The following is a 14,251-nucleotide window of genomic DNA, read 5'->3' as shown; positions in this document are numbered from 1 at the left end:
AGCGCATTCCCTCCCGGCCTTGGCCTAAAGGCCGGGATTCCCTGCGAAGATCAAAGGATGGAGGTGCGGACGAGGTCGAGGCGCCCGGGCTCGGCCATGGAACCGGAGACGTCCACGACGAAGGTGAGCGCCGCGGGCGGCCTGCGGTCCTGCGAACCCGCGGTGTCCGCCCCGTGGTTCACGGAGCGGGTGGCGAGTCCGACGCGGACCAGAGCCCAGTTCGCGTCGGCGGTGCGGGCTCCGTCCACGGTGACCGAGAAGCCGTCGCCGTCGGGCTCCCGGTAGTCCTGCCGGAAGCTGTTGACGAACTCCTCGGGGCGCACGGTGGCGGGGTCGGGAAGACCGCCGTCGGCGAGGGTGCGGCGGGCGTACCCGTAGCTGGCGGTGTCCACGTCGAGCGCGAAGGTGGAGAGGTAGTCGGCGGGCGGTGCGGCGCGCCGCCCGCCGCTCTCCCCCTCCGAGCCGCCCCCCGCGGGGGAGGAGGCGGCCGGCCGCGGCCACGCGTCGGCGCCCTTCGCTCCGCGGTCGGCGGTCGGGTTCTTGCCGCCGCCTCCTCCCCCGCCGCCTCCGCAGCCGGTCAGCAGTACGCCGCCGGCGGCGAGCGCGGCGATCAGCCTGCCGTACGTTCTCCTCCGGGCCGAGCGGCCTGTACGGGCAGTGCCGGCGGTGCGGGACGTGCCGGGCGTGCGGTCCTCATGCGGCTTCATGCCGTCTCCCTCGAAGCGTCATCCGTGTTGAATGTGACGTCGGCGAAGGGGAGTCGGACCATTCGAAGCTGTTGCGAACGGGTATCGAAGCGACAACGGCAGGCCGGGCACCTGCCGGACGTGCCGGGCGTGCGGGCGGGGGTACTGGACGTCCGACTGGGCCAGTAGAGTGATCGCTCGTGGCAGCACGACCGTTGAACGAGATCGTCGAGCCGGGCTGGGCCCGCGCTCTGGAGCCGGTGGCGACGCAGATCGCCCTGATGGGCGACTTCCTGCGCGCGGAGATCGCGGCCGGGAGGACGTACGTCCCGGCGGGCGCGAACGTCCTGCGCGCGTTCCAGCAGCCCTTCGACGAGGTGAAGGTGCTGATCGTCGGGCAGGACCCGTATCCCACTCCGGGGCACGCGATCGGCCTGTCCTTCTCGGTGGCGCCCGAGGTCAGCCCGTGGCCGCCGAGCCTCGACAACATCTTCCGTGAGCTGCACGCCGACCTCGGAACGGGCCGGCCCCTCAACGGGGACCTGACCCCGTGGACCCGGCAGGGCGTCCTGCTGCTCAACCGCTCGCTCACCACCGCCCCGCGCAAGCCCAACGCCCACCGCGGCAAGGGCTGGGAGGCCGTGACCGAGCAGGCCATCCGCGCGCTCGCGGCGCGCGGAAAGCCCCTGGTGTCGGTGTTGTGGGGGCGTGAGGCCCGCAATCTGCGGCCGCTGCTGGGCGAGTTGCCGGCCGTGGAGTCCGTGCACCCCTCCCCCATGTCCGCGGACAACGGGTTCTTCGGCTCCAGGCCGTTCAGCAGGACGAACGACCTGCTGGTCCGCCAGGGCGCGCGGCCGGTCGACTGGCGACTGCCCTCCGCCGGCTGACCCGACGGGTGACCGGACAGGTCGCGTGGGTGACGGAACGGTTGAACCGTATACGACATTCCTTGGATAAATACGGACAGATGCCGCCCGAGAAGGCCCTGCCCGAACACCTTGTTCCGATAAGCCAGTAGCATGCGGCGCCATGAGCTCCCCCACTGGGCCCGCAAATGGCCTGCCCGTACGAATGCCGCGACCCCGCCAGACCGGGCGGCACCGCCGGCCCGAGCCCGCGGTGGCGCCCGAGGGCGCGCCCGCGCTGGTGCTCGCCGTGCCCGGTGCCCCTTCGGCCTCCTCGCTGGGGCTCGCGGAAGAGATCATCAGCATCGGCCGCTCCGAGCTGCCCGGCCTGGACGCCCGCGTCGGCTTCCTCGACGGTGACGACGCCACCGAGTTCCCGTCCCTGTCGGGCGTGCTGACCGCCGTCGCGCAGGACCGTGCCGCGCGCGCGGAGTTCGCCCGCGCCGCCGGGCACGAGGTGCCCGCGCCGACCGGCCCCGACGCCGTGGTCGTACCCCTGCTGGCCGGTCCCGACGGGGATCTGCTGCGCCGCATGCGCCAGGCCCTGATGGACTCCTCGGCGGCCGCCGAGCTGGCCGACGCGCTCGGTCCGCACCCGCTGCTCGCCGAGGGGCTGCACGTACGCCTGTCCGAGGCCGGGCTCGCCCGCGCCGACCGGGCCAGGCTCTTCAGCGTGACCACGGCCGCCGACGGCATCATCCTGGCCACCACCGGTGGCGAGGAGGCCGTCAAGGCCGCCGGGATCACCGGCATGCTGCTGGCCGCCCGCCTCGCGGTGCCGGTCATGGCCGCCGCGCTGGACGAGGAAGGCTCGGTGGCCGCGACGGCCGACCAGCTGCGCCGCGAGGGCTCCGCCCAGCTGGCGCTGGCCCCGTACCTGATCGGCCCGGAGGCAGCCGAGGGGCTCCTCGACACCGCTTGCAAGGAGGCCGGCTGCAGCGCCGCCGAGGTGCTCGGCGCGTACCCGGCGCTCGGCAAGCTGGCGGTCACCCAGTACTCCGCGGCCCTCGGGATCCCGCAGGGCGCCGCCGCCCACTGACACCCTCCCGCTCATGCCGTACGCGAGTCGGCCCGCGCCCCGGAGTTCCGGGGCGCGGGCCGACTCGCATACGGGCGCGGGCCCGGGTGTCAGCCGAAGACCACGCAGGTGGCGGCGGGGACGGCCACCGAGCCGGCCCGGCGCGGCTGCCCGGTCAGCTGGTCCACGTCGAACCAGGTGACGTCCCCGGAGCGCTCGTTGGCCACGTAGAGCCTGCGGCCCGACGGGTCGGCGGCGAGGTCGCGCGGCCCCTTGCCCCCGCACGGCACGGCGCCCGTGAGCTCGGGCTTCTCGGCGCCGCCGGCGAGGGAGAAGGTGGCGATGGTGTCGGCCCCGCGGACGGCGGCCCATACGAAACGGCCGTCGGGCGAGGCCACGATCGCCGAGGGGTAGGCCGCTACGGCCCCTGGAGAGCCCGTGGAGGCGACCGGAACCTCTGCGACCGGTTGGAGTTCGCCCGACTCCGCGTCCCAGCGGCAGACGGTCAGCTGCGGCTCCAGCTCGTGCAGTACGTAGACCACCGCGCCCAGGGGGTGGAAGGCGAGGTGCCGGGGGCCGGTCCCGGCGCGCAGCGCGGTCTCGGCGTGCAAGCGCGGGGCTCCGGTGGCCGGGTCGAGCGCGCAGACCCGTACCGAGTCGGTGCCGAGGTCGACGCTGAGCACCCAGCGGCCGGTGGGGTCGGGCAGGACCTGGTGGGCGTGCGGGCCCTCCTGCCGGCGGGCGTGCGGGCCGGAGCCGTGGTGGGCGAGCACGGCGGCGGGCCCTTCGACGGAGCCTTCGGCGGCGAGCAGGAGGCTACTGACGCTGCCGGAGGTGTAGTTGGCGGTCAGCAGCCGGCGCCCGGCCACGCTGAGGTGGGTGGGCCCGGCGCCGCCGACGCGGACGGCGGGGCCGAGGGCGGTCAGCCCCTCGGCGGTGGTCCGGAAGGCGCCCACCGCGCCGTCCTCGGTCTCGCTCACGGCGTAGAGCACGCCGGTGCCCGGGTCGTGGGCGAGGTACGAGGGGTCCGCGACGGCGTCCGTGGCCGAGAGCGGGGTCAGCGCTCCGGTGGCCGGATCCACGGCCGCGGTGGTGACACCGCGGCCGCCCCCCGAGGTGAACGAGCCGATCCAGGCCCGGTGTTCGCCGCCGTGGGACGTACGGTCCGTACCGCCCACACCACTGTTCGCGTCGCCCACGGGAGATCCCTCTCAGCCGTTCCGGATCCGTCGGGAGCGACGTTAACAGAAGGTCTAGACCATGTCCCGCCCTTGGGCACGTTCCTGAGCGCCGGGATGGTGGACGTACGCCGTCGCGCTCGGCCGGTCCTCGTAGGTGCGGTGGAAGACCGGGGTGGCCGAACCGGAGATCGGCGGCACGATCCAGGACCAGTCGGCACCCACGTCGCGCCCCTTCCTCTCCTCCTTCTCCATGTGGGTCAAGAACCGCCTGGACTCGGTGTGGTGGTCGGCGATGGTGACCTTGGCCCGGTCGAAGGAGTGCAGCACCGCGCGGTTGAGCTCGACGAGCGCGCGGTCCTTCCACAGCGAACGGTCGCTGGCGGTGTCGAGGCCCAGCCGGCGGGCGACGGCCGGCAGGAGGTTGTAGCGGTCGGTGTCGGCGAGGTTGCGGGCTCCGATCTCGGTGCCCATGTACCAGCCGTTGAAGGGGGCCGCCGGGTAGTGGATGCCGCCGATCTCCAGGCACATGTTGGAGATCGCGGGTACCGCGTGCCAGCGCAGGCCCCAGTCCGTCCAGCCGTCGCCGCCCTGCACCCCGTCGGGGTGCTCGATGGGCACCTCCAGCACGGCGTCCTGCGGCACGTCGAACCAGCGGGGTTTGTCGTCGACCCCCTGGACGACCAGCGGGAGGAGGTCGAAGGGGGTGCCGGCGCCGCCGGACCAGCCGAGGGCGAGGAGCGTGCCGGTGAGCGGAGCATTGCGGGCGTCCCCGACGGTTATCGCGTGGTGGTCGCCGTAGCCCGCGTACCGGACCAGCTGTTCGCTCCAGATCACCGGGCCGGGACGGTCCGGGGCGTCGGGGGCGAAGACCGTGATGGTCGGCCGGACCCGGCCGCCGTTGGTGGCCTCCCGCAGGTGCTCGAAGCACTCCTCGGCGATCTCGTCCGCGTCGGTGAGCTCGCGGCGGTCGCGGACGCGCAGCGAGTTCCAGTACAGCCTGCCTATGCAGCGGTTGCTGTTGCGCCAGGCCACCCGGGCGCCGTGCGCGAGTTCCTCGGGAGTGTGCCGGTAGGTGCCCGTCTCGGCGAGCTCGGCCCGCACGGCGGTGAGCCGCTCGCGCGGATCACCGGCGTCCGGATTCTCCCTGTGGAACAGTCGGATGAACTCCTCGGCCGCTTCCCACACCTGAGCGGTGGTGGAGCGCTGTTGAAGTATTTCCATTCCGGGCGGTTACCCCCTGTCCGACCAGATCCACCCTGTACGTGCCGGATGAATATGCAATGAACAATCACCCGTTGTACATGCCGCAGATCAGCGCTGCGCCTGTGGCGCGCCCGGAACACTCCTCCGTGTGATCTTCATCGGTATGACTGCGGACGGACCGTGGCGCGGCGTAGCATCCGCCCGAGTCCCGGTCGTGGCCGAGGGCCCAAGTCCTGGACCCTGCCATGCCCTTCGGGTCAGGCACCCACGAGCGGGGAGCGCGACGCGCTGCGCAGCGGCCCGTCGAGCTGGGCGAGGAGCCGCTCCAGGCCGTGCAGATGCGCCAGCGCGGGCTCGCCCGCGAGCCGGCCGGGCACGACGGCCGCCCTCGCGCGGTCCTGCGACCCGCGTTCCGCTTCCGCTTCCGGCGAGAGCAGCGCCTCGACGGCCGCCTCGACCCGCCAGCAGGCCGCCGCGAGCCGGGCGTCGTGGCTGGCGTCCGGGTCCGCGGCCACCGAGACCAGCCCGCGCACCTCGACGGCGCATTCGTCGAGCAGCGCGAGCACGCGACGGGCCCTGGCCTTGCGGCCGCGGTACGGGCTGAGCGGATGGACCAGCGGGGCCAGCGAGAGCCGTACGCGCCCCAGGTAGAGCTCCAGTTGCGCGGCGTGCGGCGCGGGGTCGGCGACCGGTGAGCCGGCGAGCCGCGCGGCGGCCTCTGCCGTGCAGGTGCGCACGCACCGCAGCGCGCGCTGGATCCACAGGTCGTTCGTCGCGTGGGTGGTGACCGGCAGGACCAGGACCACGGCGAGGGCCGCACACACGGCACCGACCGCCGTCTCCTCCAGGCGCAGCACGAGCAGGCCGGGATCGAGCACCCCCAGCAGTCCGTACAGCAGGCCCGCCATCACCGTCACGGCCAGCATCATCCAGCTGTAGGAGACGGCGGCGGTGTAGAAGATCGCGAAGACGCACACGGCCACGAGGACGGCCGTGGGCGCCGGCGCCCCGTGCAGCGGGATGGCGACCAACAGGCCGGCGCCGATCCCGATCACCGTGCCGAGGACCCGGCGGAAGCCGCGGACCAGCGTCTCGCCGCGCGACGCGGTGTTGACGAAGATCCACCAGGCGGTGCCGACCGCCCAGTACCAGCGGTCCTCGGACAGCACCTGGCCGATGCCCAGCGCGAAGGCGCAGGCTGCGGTGGCCTGGAAGGCCTGCCGGGTGGTCGGCCGGGCCAGTCCCGTACCGGGCGGCGCCGGCGGCACGGCGGCGGGCGGGATGCGCTTCTCGATCGGCCACAGCACGAACCGCACCGCGCCGGCCGAGAGCAGGGCCAGCCCGACGGCCGCGTACAACTCGGGCAGTTGCCCGGGCCGGGCGTGCAGGAACTGGGTGATGAAGAAGTTCATGAAGGCGAAGATGCCGAGGGCGTGCCCGCGCACTCCCCAGCGCCGGGCGTAGACGCCGGCGAACACGACGGCGACGAAGGCGGCGTCGCGGGCCATCGGCACACCGTGCAGGGTGGTGGCCAGGGCCAGGACGGGGAAGCCGGCCGCCGGGAGCAGGGCGGTGGTCACCCGCTGGGCGCGCACGGTCGCGTCGGTCACCGTGAAGAGGGCCAGCAGGGCGGCCAGTCCGCCGGTGATCGACGCGACGAGCGAGAGCCCGCAGATCTCGGCCACGGCCACGGCGAGAGCGACGCCGATGACGGCCCGCGACGAGTTCCTGAGTCTTGCCCGCCCCGGATCCGGAGCCACGAACATCCTCTTCACGGCGGTGCGCCGCCCCCCTTGCGATGGAGCACGCCGGTCCGTCCTCGGCCCGGGGGTGGTGGGCGGCGAAGGGCACGGCGAAGGCGCCACGGTCCGGAGCGGCCTCGTTGCCGTCCGGCGCTGCGTGGCGCCGTAGATACATGGATAAGACACAGATAACCATCCGGAGGCCTGTTGGCTCAACCGACCGGTCATGGAGTGGGCCATTGGTACGGTCATGGCTCAGGTTTTTCGGCCATTGGATGCCACTGGACCAGTCGGCGGCGCGCACCGCGCCGACGGCTTCGCGGGCCTCTGCGCTACGGTCTCGGGCCCTGCTCGGTCGGGACGCACAGGACCGGGACCGGGGAGAGGTGCAGGAGCTTGTGCGGGGTGGAGCCGAGGAGGGCACCGCGGATCGGACTGTCGCCCCAGCTGCCGACGATGATCACCCGCGCCTGGTGGCGTTCGGCGGCGTCGAGGAGGGCTTGGGCCGGTTTCTCGTCGACCACCTCGACCGTGGACGGCACCCCCGCCTCGTCGGCGGCCTCGACCGCGCGCGCGAGCGCGCTGCGGCCCGCCTCGCGGACGGCCTCCCGGTGCGCGCGGTACTCCTCACCGGTGGAGCCCGGCGCGGCCGCCCCGTAGACGAGGACCAGCGGCTCCCCGAAGGCGGTGGCCACCTCCAGCGCCACGCGCAGGGCGCGCTCGGCTCCGGGCGACTCGTCGTAGCCGAGGACGACGGACATCGGGGCTCCTCTGGGGGTCGGGGCTTCTCGTACCGGTCAGGGCTTCTTGATCGCGTGGACGAGGGCCGGGTCGGCGACGCCGCGCTTCTCCTGCCAGAAGCGGCCGTCGCGGACCCGCCAGAAGCACATGACCAGTACGCCCACGACGCCGATCCCGATCCCGATGACCAGCGGCGGTCCGAGGCCGAACCAGGAAGCGCCGCTCGCCGAGTTCTCCGGGTCCGACATGTCGGCGACCGACTCCACCAGCAGCCAGGCCAGCAGGGCGGCGCCGAGAACCGGCCCGAGCCCGATCAGCAGGAAGTTGTGCACGCTCTCCAGCAGGTGGCGGCGGTAGTAGACGGCGCAGGCCAGGCCGGTGAGCGCGTAGTAGAAGGCGATGAGCAGGGAGAGGGCGGTGAGGGAGTCCAAGAGCGCGTTCTCGCTGATCTGGTTGACGGCGAGGTACCAGGCGATGGCGATGGCGGCCACCCACCAGGTGCTCACGTCCGGGGTCCGGAACCTGGGGTGGATGTGCGAGAGGTGCGGCGGCAGCGCGTGCCGGCGGGCCATGGACAGGGCGGTACGGGACGCGGGGATGATCGTGGTTTGCGTGGAGGCGAGGGCGGACGTGCAGACGGCGAGCAGGACCACCCAGTCCCAGCCGCCCATGACCTCGTGCGCGAGGACGGCGAAGACGGCCTCCTCCTCGCCCGCGTTCTCGGCGAGGAATTTCGTCCCGGCGTAGCCGACGACCGCGAAGCCGACTGACAGGTACGTCACCAGGAGCACCACGGTGGACCAGATGCCGGCCTTGCCCGGCGCGGTGGCGGAGTCCTCGACCTCCTCGGTGAGGTTGACCGCCGATTCCCAGCCCCAGTAGATGAAGACGCCGAGCAGCAGGCCGCCGGTGAGGGCGGCTCCGCCGGCGCCGAAGGGGTTGAGCCACTCGATCGAGGGTCTGGTCCCGTCGAGGCTGCTGGTGCCGGCGTAGACGCGGTAGATGGCGACGACGGCGAAGACCAGCAGGAAGAACACCTGGGCGAGGATCAGCACGTCCTGGAGCCGGGCGGACATCTCGGTGCCGATGACACAGACGGCGGTCATGGCCAGGATCACGACGACGGTCAGGCTCTGGCGGATCAACGCATTGGTCGCCCAGTCGTCGAGGCCGGCGGCGAGCAGGCCGAAATGGACGGCCACGTCCGCCAGCGAGCCGATGACGAGGACGCCGGTCATCGCGATGGCCCAGCCACCGAGCCAGCCGGCCCAGGGGCCCATGGCGCGCGTGACCCACGAGAAGGTGGTCCCGCAGTCCTGGTCCACCTTGTTGAGGTAGTAGAAGGCCGCGGCGATCAGCACCATCGGCACGAATGACGCCAGCATGACTCCCGGCGCGTAGATGCCGGCGAGCGCGACGATCGGCCCGATGACGGCGGCCAGGGAGTATGCGGGCGAGGTCGAGTTCAAACCGATGACGAGGGCGTCGAGGAAGCCGATCGCGTTGGCTTTCAGCCCCGCGTCCGCCGCCGTGCCGGCGTCCGCCTGCGCCTGCGGTCGCGGTTCCGGTCGCGGTTCCGGTCGCGGTTCCGGTTCCGGGAGCTCAGAGGGGTCCGGAACTCCGTTCCCCGGGCCGCCGCCCGCACCTTGGTGGGCCATGTACGCATCCTCACGCAGACCGTGTCGGCGCGCGAGGCGGGCGCCTCAAGGCCGGCTGTTCCACCCCGCGACGACCGGGAGGCCGTGTTCCGTGGAGAGCACGCTGTAGGTGCCCGTCCTGAGCAGGAAGAGCCGGCCGTGCTCGGGCGGCAGACCGAGGTAGCGGGCGGTCAGCACCCGCAGCAGGTGGGCGTGGGCCACCAGGACGACGTTGCCCCGGTCCGCGCCCAGCACCTCGGCCGCCCGGGCCAGCACCCGGTCGGCGCGGGCGCCGACCTGGGCGGCGTTCTCGCCGGGGTGGCCGGGGGCGCCGGGCGGCACGCCGTCGGTCCAGAGCGACCAGTCGGGGCGGTCCCGCAGGATCTCCGGGGTGGTGACGCCCTCGTAGCCGCCGTAGTCCCACTCGTACAGGTCGGGGTCGGCGACGCCGCCGGTCAGCCCCGCGAGCTCGGCCGTGGCCGCGGCCCGGCGCAGCGGGCTGGTCAGCACCAGGGCGGGATGGCGGTCCCGGAAGAACGGGGCGAGCGAGATGGCCTCCTCGACCCCGCGCGCGGTCAGCGGCACGTCGGTGCGCCCGGTGTGCCGTCCGGTCGCGCTCCACGCCGTCTCGCCGTGCCTCACCAGCAGCAGGTCGCTCACCCTCCGGACCCTAATCCCTGGGGCGGGCCGGCGCCGGGCGAGCGGGGCGGACCCGCCTCTGCCGGGCGGCGTCCGGCGTCGTACCGGTCGCGCGGGGGAAATCGCTGAAATCGCTGCGCAAACGATGCAAGTTGGCCCGGGAAGCGGCTCTCGCGAGGCTCGGGGGATGGACGACCAGGACTTCGAGCAGCCCGGCGCATCCACGGACCCACGGGCAGGCGTACGGACCGAAGCGCGAGCCGGCGTACGGACCGACCTGGCGGTGGCCGGGGCCGGGGCCGGGGCGGACGACGCCGCGCTCGTCGGCGCACGCGTCGCGTCGGGTTTCGCGGCCGGCGACGAGGACTGCGTGGCGGCGGTCTACCGGCGCTGGCGGCCGCTGGTGCACGCGCTCGCCCGCCGCTCGCTCGGCGACGAGCGGGAGGCCGAGGACGTGACCCAGCAGGTCTTCCTCGCCGCCTGGCGGGGCCGGCGCGGCTACCGGCCCGGGCCGGGCGGTTTCGGCGCCTGGCTGACCGGGATCACCCGGCACAAGGTGGCCGACGCCCTGGAGGCGCGGACCCGGCGGGCCAGGGTGGCCGAGGCCGCGCGCGTCTGCGCCCAGGTCCGGTCCGAAGCGCAATCGGGGCCGGAGCGGGCCGTGGAACGGGTGCTGGTGCTCGGGGAGCTGGCCCGGCTGCCGTCGGCGCAGCAGCGGGTGCTGCGGCTCGCCTTCTTCGCGGACCTGACCCAGTCGCAGATCGCGGACCGCACCGGGCTCCCGCTCGGCACCGTCAAGAGCCACATGCGCCGGGCTCTGCACGTCCTGCGGCAGTCGCTGGAGGCCGGCCCGCCGCCACCGCTTCGATGACCGCCAGCCCCGAGCGGAGCCCGAACAGCCGCTCGGTGCGCGGGTGTGGCGGGCCGGCCGGGGATCCGGCGCCCCAGCCGGGCCCGGCGAGCAGCAGCGCGGAGCGGCCCCGGGCGCCGCGGGGGCCCCACTCGATGCCCGCGACCGACCTGGCCAGGGACGCGTCTGCGGTCGTACGGGACTGCGCCCACAGGACGACGGCTCGCGGGCCGGTGCGCCGCACGGCCTCGCGCAGGGCGTCCGGCGGCAGTGCCGCGCCGAACATCCTTACCGGCAGGGCCCGTTCGCCGAGGGCAGCGGTCAACGCCTCCATCGGCAGGGTGTGCTCCTCCCCCGGCGCACAGGCCAGGAGCACGGGAGGGGCCGGCAACGGCCGCGTGGCCGGGCGCATCCGGTGCAGGGCCGAGGAGACGTACCAGGACAGCAGGTGTTCCACCTCGACGTAACGTTCCCCGGCCGAGGCCCACTTGCGGCCCACCGCGTGCAGGGTCGGCGCGATGACCTCCTCCCACGCGGCGATCAGGCCCAGCTCCGCGAGGGCGCCGGCCAGCAGGTCCTCCACGGCCGGCGCGTCCAGTCGTACGGCGGCCCGCGCGAGCCCCCGGCACTCCGGGCGGACGTCCCCGAGGCGCAGCGCGCGGGGGCCGCCCGGTGTCGCGGCCGCGGCCGGCGGTCCGGCGGGGGCGGCGGCCGCCGTGTCCCGGGCGACCCGGGCCGCTTCGCGTCTGCCTCCCGTACGAGGGCGAGGGCCTCGGCGACGGTGTCGCCGGACCGCACGACGAGACGGCCGCCGCGGGCGTGCAGCCCGGCGTCGAGGTCGGCGAGGCAGTCGGCGAGGAAGGCCGGCCGGTTGGGCGGGGCGGGGACCGCGGGGTCCCGTACGAAGAGCGGAACCACCTGCCCGGAGGAGGACAGGGCGGCCCGCAGCGGCGGATGGTCGTGCAGCCGCAGGTCGGAGGTGTAGAGGACCACCGCGACGTTCATGGGTTCGCTCCGCGTGGGGGTTGTGGGGGCGGGGACGGGCTGTCGTGAGGTACTTCGGCACGGACCCCCGTCCCGGATGCGGGGGCGCTGCCGCGCGTTGCCCAGGATCCGGACCCGGACGCGCCGCGCGGTGTGCGGGGCCGCGGCGGGGCGAGTCGCGTCGCGGCCGTGCGCGGCAGGGCGGGGCCGTACAGAGCGGGGCGAGCGCGGGGCCCTGTCACATGGCCGTGACAGGGAACGGACGCGTCCATCGAACGCACTGCCTAGATTCCTCGGCAGAGCCCGCCCCGACTCGTGACCCCCCACCGAGCGATCGGCACATGGCCTTCCCGCTGCCCTCCGGCCCACGAGGCCCTTCTCCACGGAGTCGTCATGTCCTTGCGCACATCCCGCCGCGTCGTCCTGCGTACGACCGTCGCCGCCACCGCCCTCGCCTCGGCGGTCCTCGCCCCGACCGCCGTCGCTTTCGCCGACACCACGCCCTCCCCCTCGAAGACTCCGTCGACGTGCGTGGCGGTCAAGGAGGCGTCGATCGGCGCCGGAACCACCGCGGTGATGACCATCGCCCCCTCCGGGCCGTCCGTCACCTTCAAGGACGCGGGGAGCGGCGAGGTGTTGCCCGAGCGGCTCGACCGCACCCACCCGAACCTCCCCACGGACCGCTTCCTCGCCGAGATCCTCGAGCCGAACGGCCCCGCGCCGAAGCTGCGCACGAACATGGAGGGCGGCGGGCACAAGGCGAGCGTCAAGGACTTCCCGAAGCTCCCCCAGGGCTGCTCCTTCACCTACGCCACCGGCTCCGGCGGCCAGACCACGGTCGTCCCGAAGGGCAGCGTGGCGGCCGGCGCCGAGTACGGGCGGGGCGGCTCGGACACGGCACTGATCGCGGTGGGCGGCGCCGCCGGTCTCGGTCTCCTCGTCCTGCTCCGCCGCCGCCGCGCGGCAGCCGCGGGCCGCTGACCCACGCGCCGGGTCCCGTCCGGGCGGACGGGACTCGGGCCGGCTAGTCGCCATCCGGGCGCCGCGCCGCGCGGGCGATGTTGCGGGCCATGCCACCGAAGACGAGGGCGTGGAACGGTGACACGCTCCACCAGTACAGATGGCCGAGCAGGCCGTGCGGATGGAACAGCGCCCGCTGGCGGTAGCGGGAGCCGCCCTCCCCCGGGCACGGCGGGTCGGCGTGGAGTTCGAGCCAGGCCAGCCCCGGCAGGCGCATCTCCGCGCGCAGGCGCAGCAGCCGGCCCGGGACGATCTCCTCGACCCGCCAGAAGTCCAGGGAGTCCCCCACCCGCAGCCGCGCCGCGTCCCGGCGGCCGCGGCGGATGCCGACTCCGCCGACGAGCCGGTCCAGCCAGCCCCGTACGGCCCAGGCCAGCGGGAAGGAGTACCAGCCGTTCTCCCCGCCGATGCCCTCCACCACCCGCCACAGCGCTTCGGGCGGGGCTTCGACGGCCAGTTCCCGATGGTCGGTGTAGAGGCTGCCGCCCGCCCAGTCGGGGTCGGTGGGCAGCGGGTCGCTCGGTGCGCCCGGCACCGCGGCCGAGGACCAGCGCGTGGTCACCCGGGCCTCCCGGATCCGCTGGAGGGCCAGCGCGAGCGCCTCGTCGAGGCCGATGGGGGTGCCCGGCGGGTCCGGGACGTGCACGGCGATGTCGTGCTCCGCGCAGACCACCTCGTGGCGCAGGGATTCGGCGAGCGGCCGGGCGAGCGCCCTCGGCACGGGTGTGACGAGGCCGATCCAGTGGCTGGACAGCCGCGGGGTCAGCATCGGCACCCTCAGGATGAGGCGCGGGGGCAGTCCGGCGACGGCGGCGTAGCGGCGCATCATCTCCTCGTACGTGACCACGTCGGGCCCGCCGATGTCGAAGGCCCGGTCGACCTCGGGCGCCATTGCGGCACTGCCGACGAGGTAGCGCAGCACGTCGCGGACGGCGATGGGCTGGCAGCGGGTACCGACCCAGCTGGGCGTGACCATGACGGGCAGCCGCTCGGTCAGGTAGCGCAGCATCTCGAAGGAGGCCGAGCCCGATCCGATGACCACGGCGGCGCGCAGCACGGTCGCCGGAACGGGTCCGGCGAGGAAGATCTCGCCGACTTCGGCGCGGGAGCGCAGGTGCGGGGAGAGTGCCCGGCCGGGGATGCCGGCGGGGGTGAGCCCGCCGAGGTAGACGACACGGCCGACCCCGGCGGCGTGGGCCTGCTCCGCGAAGGTCCGGGCGGCGGTGCGGTCGCGTTCCTCGAAGCCCCGTCCGGCGCCGAGGGCGTGCACGAGGTAGTAGGCGACGTCGATGCCGGACATCGCGGCGGCCACGGACCGCGGGTCGGTGACGTCGCCCCGGACCACCTCGGCCCGGCCGGCCCAGAGGTGGTCGCGCAGCTTCTCCGGGGAGCGGGCCAGGCAGCGGACGCGGTGTCCGGCATCGAGGAGCTCCGGCACCAGTCGGCCGCCGATGTAGCCGGTGGCTCCGGTGACCAGGCAGTTCTTGCCCGTCATGGCTCTCTCCGCTCCTCGTGGCCCGCCCGCACGCCGCTCCCGGCCGCCTACCTCCCCTTCCCCGGGGCGCACCCCATCGGATGCGGATTCCCCCGGACGGCACGTCCGAGTCCCCCTTCGGCGTCGCCGTGGCGGGCCACCTGCCCGTTG

General features: G+C 74.2%; 12 protein-coding genes and 2 pseudogenes. 4 read left to right on the top strand and 10 right to left on the bottom strand.

Features of this window, described 5'->3' with window-relative positions; translation table 11 throughout:
* Positions 1-56: 56 nt before the first annotated feature.
* Positions 57-707: pseudogene (locus tag J7F03_RS29055) on the bottom strand (von Willebrand factor type A domain-containing protein); the annotation flags it as partial.
* A gap of 179 nt (positions 708-886) precedes the next feature.
* Between J7F03_RS29055 and J7F03_RS29050 the strand changes: the two are divergent.
* The gene (locus J7F03_RS29050; protein ID WP_214954626.1) at positions 887-1,573 is read left to right on the top strand and encodes a uracil-DNA glycosylase; all 687 of its coding nucleotides are present in this window, start codon (positions 887-889) and stop codon (positions 1,571-1,573) included.
* A 142-nt stretch (positions 1,574-1,715) separates the two neighbouring features.
* On the top strand, positions 1,716-2,630 hold the full coding sequence (locus tag J7F03_RS29045; protein ID WP_214954624.1) for a hypothetical protein: 915 nt from the start codon (positions 1,716-1,718) through the stop codon (positions 2,628-2,630).
* 89 nt (positions 2,631-2,719) lie between these two features.
* Here J7F03_RS29045 and J7F03_RS29040 read toward each other — a convergent pair whose 3' ends face one another.
* The 6 genes from J7F03_RS29040 to J7F03_RS29015 form a co-directional block, all read right to left on the bottom strand.
* Positions 2,720-3,808, bottom strand: a complete 1,089-nt coding sequence (locus J7F03_RS29040) for a lactonase family protein (protein WP_308380006.1) — start codon at positions 3,806-3,808, stop codon at positions 2,720-2,722.
* A 54-nt stretch (positions 3,809-3,862) separates the two neighbouring features.
* Positions 3,863-5,011, bottom strand: a complete 1,149-nt coding sequence (locus tag J7F03_RS29035; protein ID WP_214954622.1) for a nitric oxide synthase oxygenase — start codon at positions 5,009-5,011, stop codon at positions 3,863-3,865.
* Between the two features lie 239 nt (positions 5,012-5,250).
* Complete coding sequence (locus tag J7F03_RS29030; RefSeq protein WP_214954666.1) at positions 5,251-6,759, bottom strand: FUSC family protein; 1,509 nt, start codon at positions 6,757-6,759, stop codon at positions 5,251-5,253.
* Between the two features lie 308 nt (positions 6,760-7,067).
* Entirely contained in the window at positions 7,068-7,496 is a 429-nt protein-coding gene (locus J7F03_RS29025) for a universal stress protein (protein WP_112449695.1), read from the bottom strand.
* Between the two features lie 36 nt (positions 7,497-7,532).
* Positions 7,533-9,134, bottom strand: a complete 1,602-nt coding sequence (locus J7F03_RS29020) for an APC family permease (RefSeq protein WP_214954620.1) — start codon at positions 9,132-9,134, stop codon at positions 7,533-7,535.
* Positions 9,135-9,179: 45 nt separating this feature from the next.
* Complete coding sequence (locus J7F03_RS29015) at positions 9,180-9,773, bottom strand: histidine phosphatase family protein (RefSeq protein ID WP_214954619.1); 594 nt, start codon at positions 9,771-9,773, stop codon at positions 9,180-9,182.
* 166 nt (positions 9,774-9,939) lie between these two features.
* Here J7F03_RS29015 and J7F03_RS29010 point away from each other — a divergent pair, with 166 nt between their 5' ends.
* The gene (locus J7F03_RS29010) at positions 9,940-10,623 is read left to right on the top strand and encodes an RNA polymerase sigma factor (protein ID WP_214954617.1); all 684 of its coding nucleotides are present in this window, start codon (positions 9,940-9,942) and stop codon (positions 10,621-10,623) included.
* Here the strand turns inward: J7F03_RS29010 and J7F03_RS29005 are convergent.
* Entirely contained in the window at positions 10,547-11,185 is a 639-nt protein-coding gene (locus J7F03_RS29005) for a B12-binding domain-containing protein (protein ID WP_374104404.1), read from the bottom strand. The genes J7F03_RS29010 and J7F03_RS29005 overlap by 77 nt on opposite strands.
* 158 nt (positions 11,186-11,343) lie before the next feature.
* A pseudogene (locus J7F03_RS29000) lies at positions 11,344-11,607 on the bottom strand (deoxyribodipyrimidine photo-lyase); the annotation flags it as partial.
* A gap of 372 nt (positions 11,608-11,979) precedes the next feature.
* On the opposite strand from J7F03_RS29000, the gene J7F03_RS28995 reads away from it, so the two are divergent.
* On the top strand, positions 11,980-12,567 hold the full coding sequence (locus J7F03_RS28995) for a hypothetical protein (RefSeq protein WP_214954615.1): 588 nt from the start codon (positions 11,980-11,982) through the stop codon (positions 12,565-12,567).
* 43 nt (positions 12,568-12,610) lie between these two features.
* On the opposite strand, the gene J7F03_RS28990 is transcribed toward J7F03_RS28995, so the two are convergent.
* Positions 12,611-14,101 (bottom strand): SDR family oxidoreductase, encoded by a 1,491-nt coding sequence (locus tag J7F03_RS28990; protein ID WP_214954614.1) that lies wholly within the window; start codon positions 14,099-14,101, stop codon positions 12,611-12,613.
* Positions 14,102-14,251: the final 150 nt, after the last annotated feature.

Origin of the sequence: Streptomyces sp. ISL-43 (genome assembly GCF_018614195.1) — a bacterium.
Taxonomy (GTDB): Bacteria; Actinomycetota; Actinomycetes; order Streptomycetales; family Streptomycetaceae; genus Streptomyces.
Note: the sequence above shows the minus strand (reverse complement) of the source record. Positions and strands in the feature narration are given on the sequence as shown.

What these genes read in the sequence shown, in the direction of transcription:
- J7F03_RS29045 (WP_214954624.1), top strand. Translation starts at nt 1,716, where the DNA reads ATGAGCTCCCCCACTGGGCCCGCAAATGGCCTGCCCGTACGAATGCCG.
- J7F03_RS29035 (WP_214954622.1), bottom strand. Translation starts at nt 5,011, where the DNA reads ATGGAAATACTTCAACAGCGCTCCACCACCGCTCAGGTGTGGGAAGCG.
- J7F03_RS29030 (WP_214954666.1), bottom strand. Translation starts at nt 6,759, where the DNA reads ATGTTCGTGGCTCCGGATCCGGGGCGGGCAAGACTCAGGAACTCGTCG.
- J7F03_RS29025 (WP_112449695.1), bottom strand. Translation starts at nt 7,496, where the DNA reads ATGTCCGTCGTCCTCGGCTACGACGAGTCGCCCGGAGCCGAGCGCGCC.
- J7F03_RS29020 (WP_214954620.1), bottom strand. Translation starts at nt 9,134, where the DNA reads ATGGCCCACCAAGGTGCGGGCGGCGGCCCGGGGAACGGAGTTCCGGAC.
- J7F03_RS29010 (WP_214954617.1), top strand. Translation starts at nt 9,940, where the DNA reads ATGGACGACCAGGACTTCGAGCAGCCCGGCGCATCCACGGACCCACGG.
- J7F03_RS28995 (WP_214954615.1), top strand. Translation starts at nt 11,980, where the DNA reads ATGTCCTTGCGCACATCCCGCCGCGTCGTCCTGCGTACGACCGTCGCC.
- J7F03_RS28990 (WP_214954614.1), bottom strand. Translation starts at nt 14,101, where the DNA reads ATGACGGGCAAGAACTGCCTGGTCACCGGAGCCACCGGCTACATCGGC.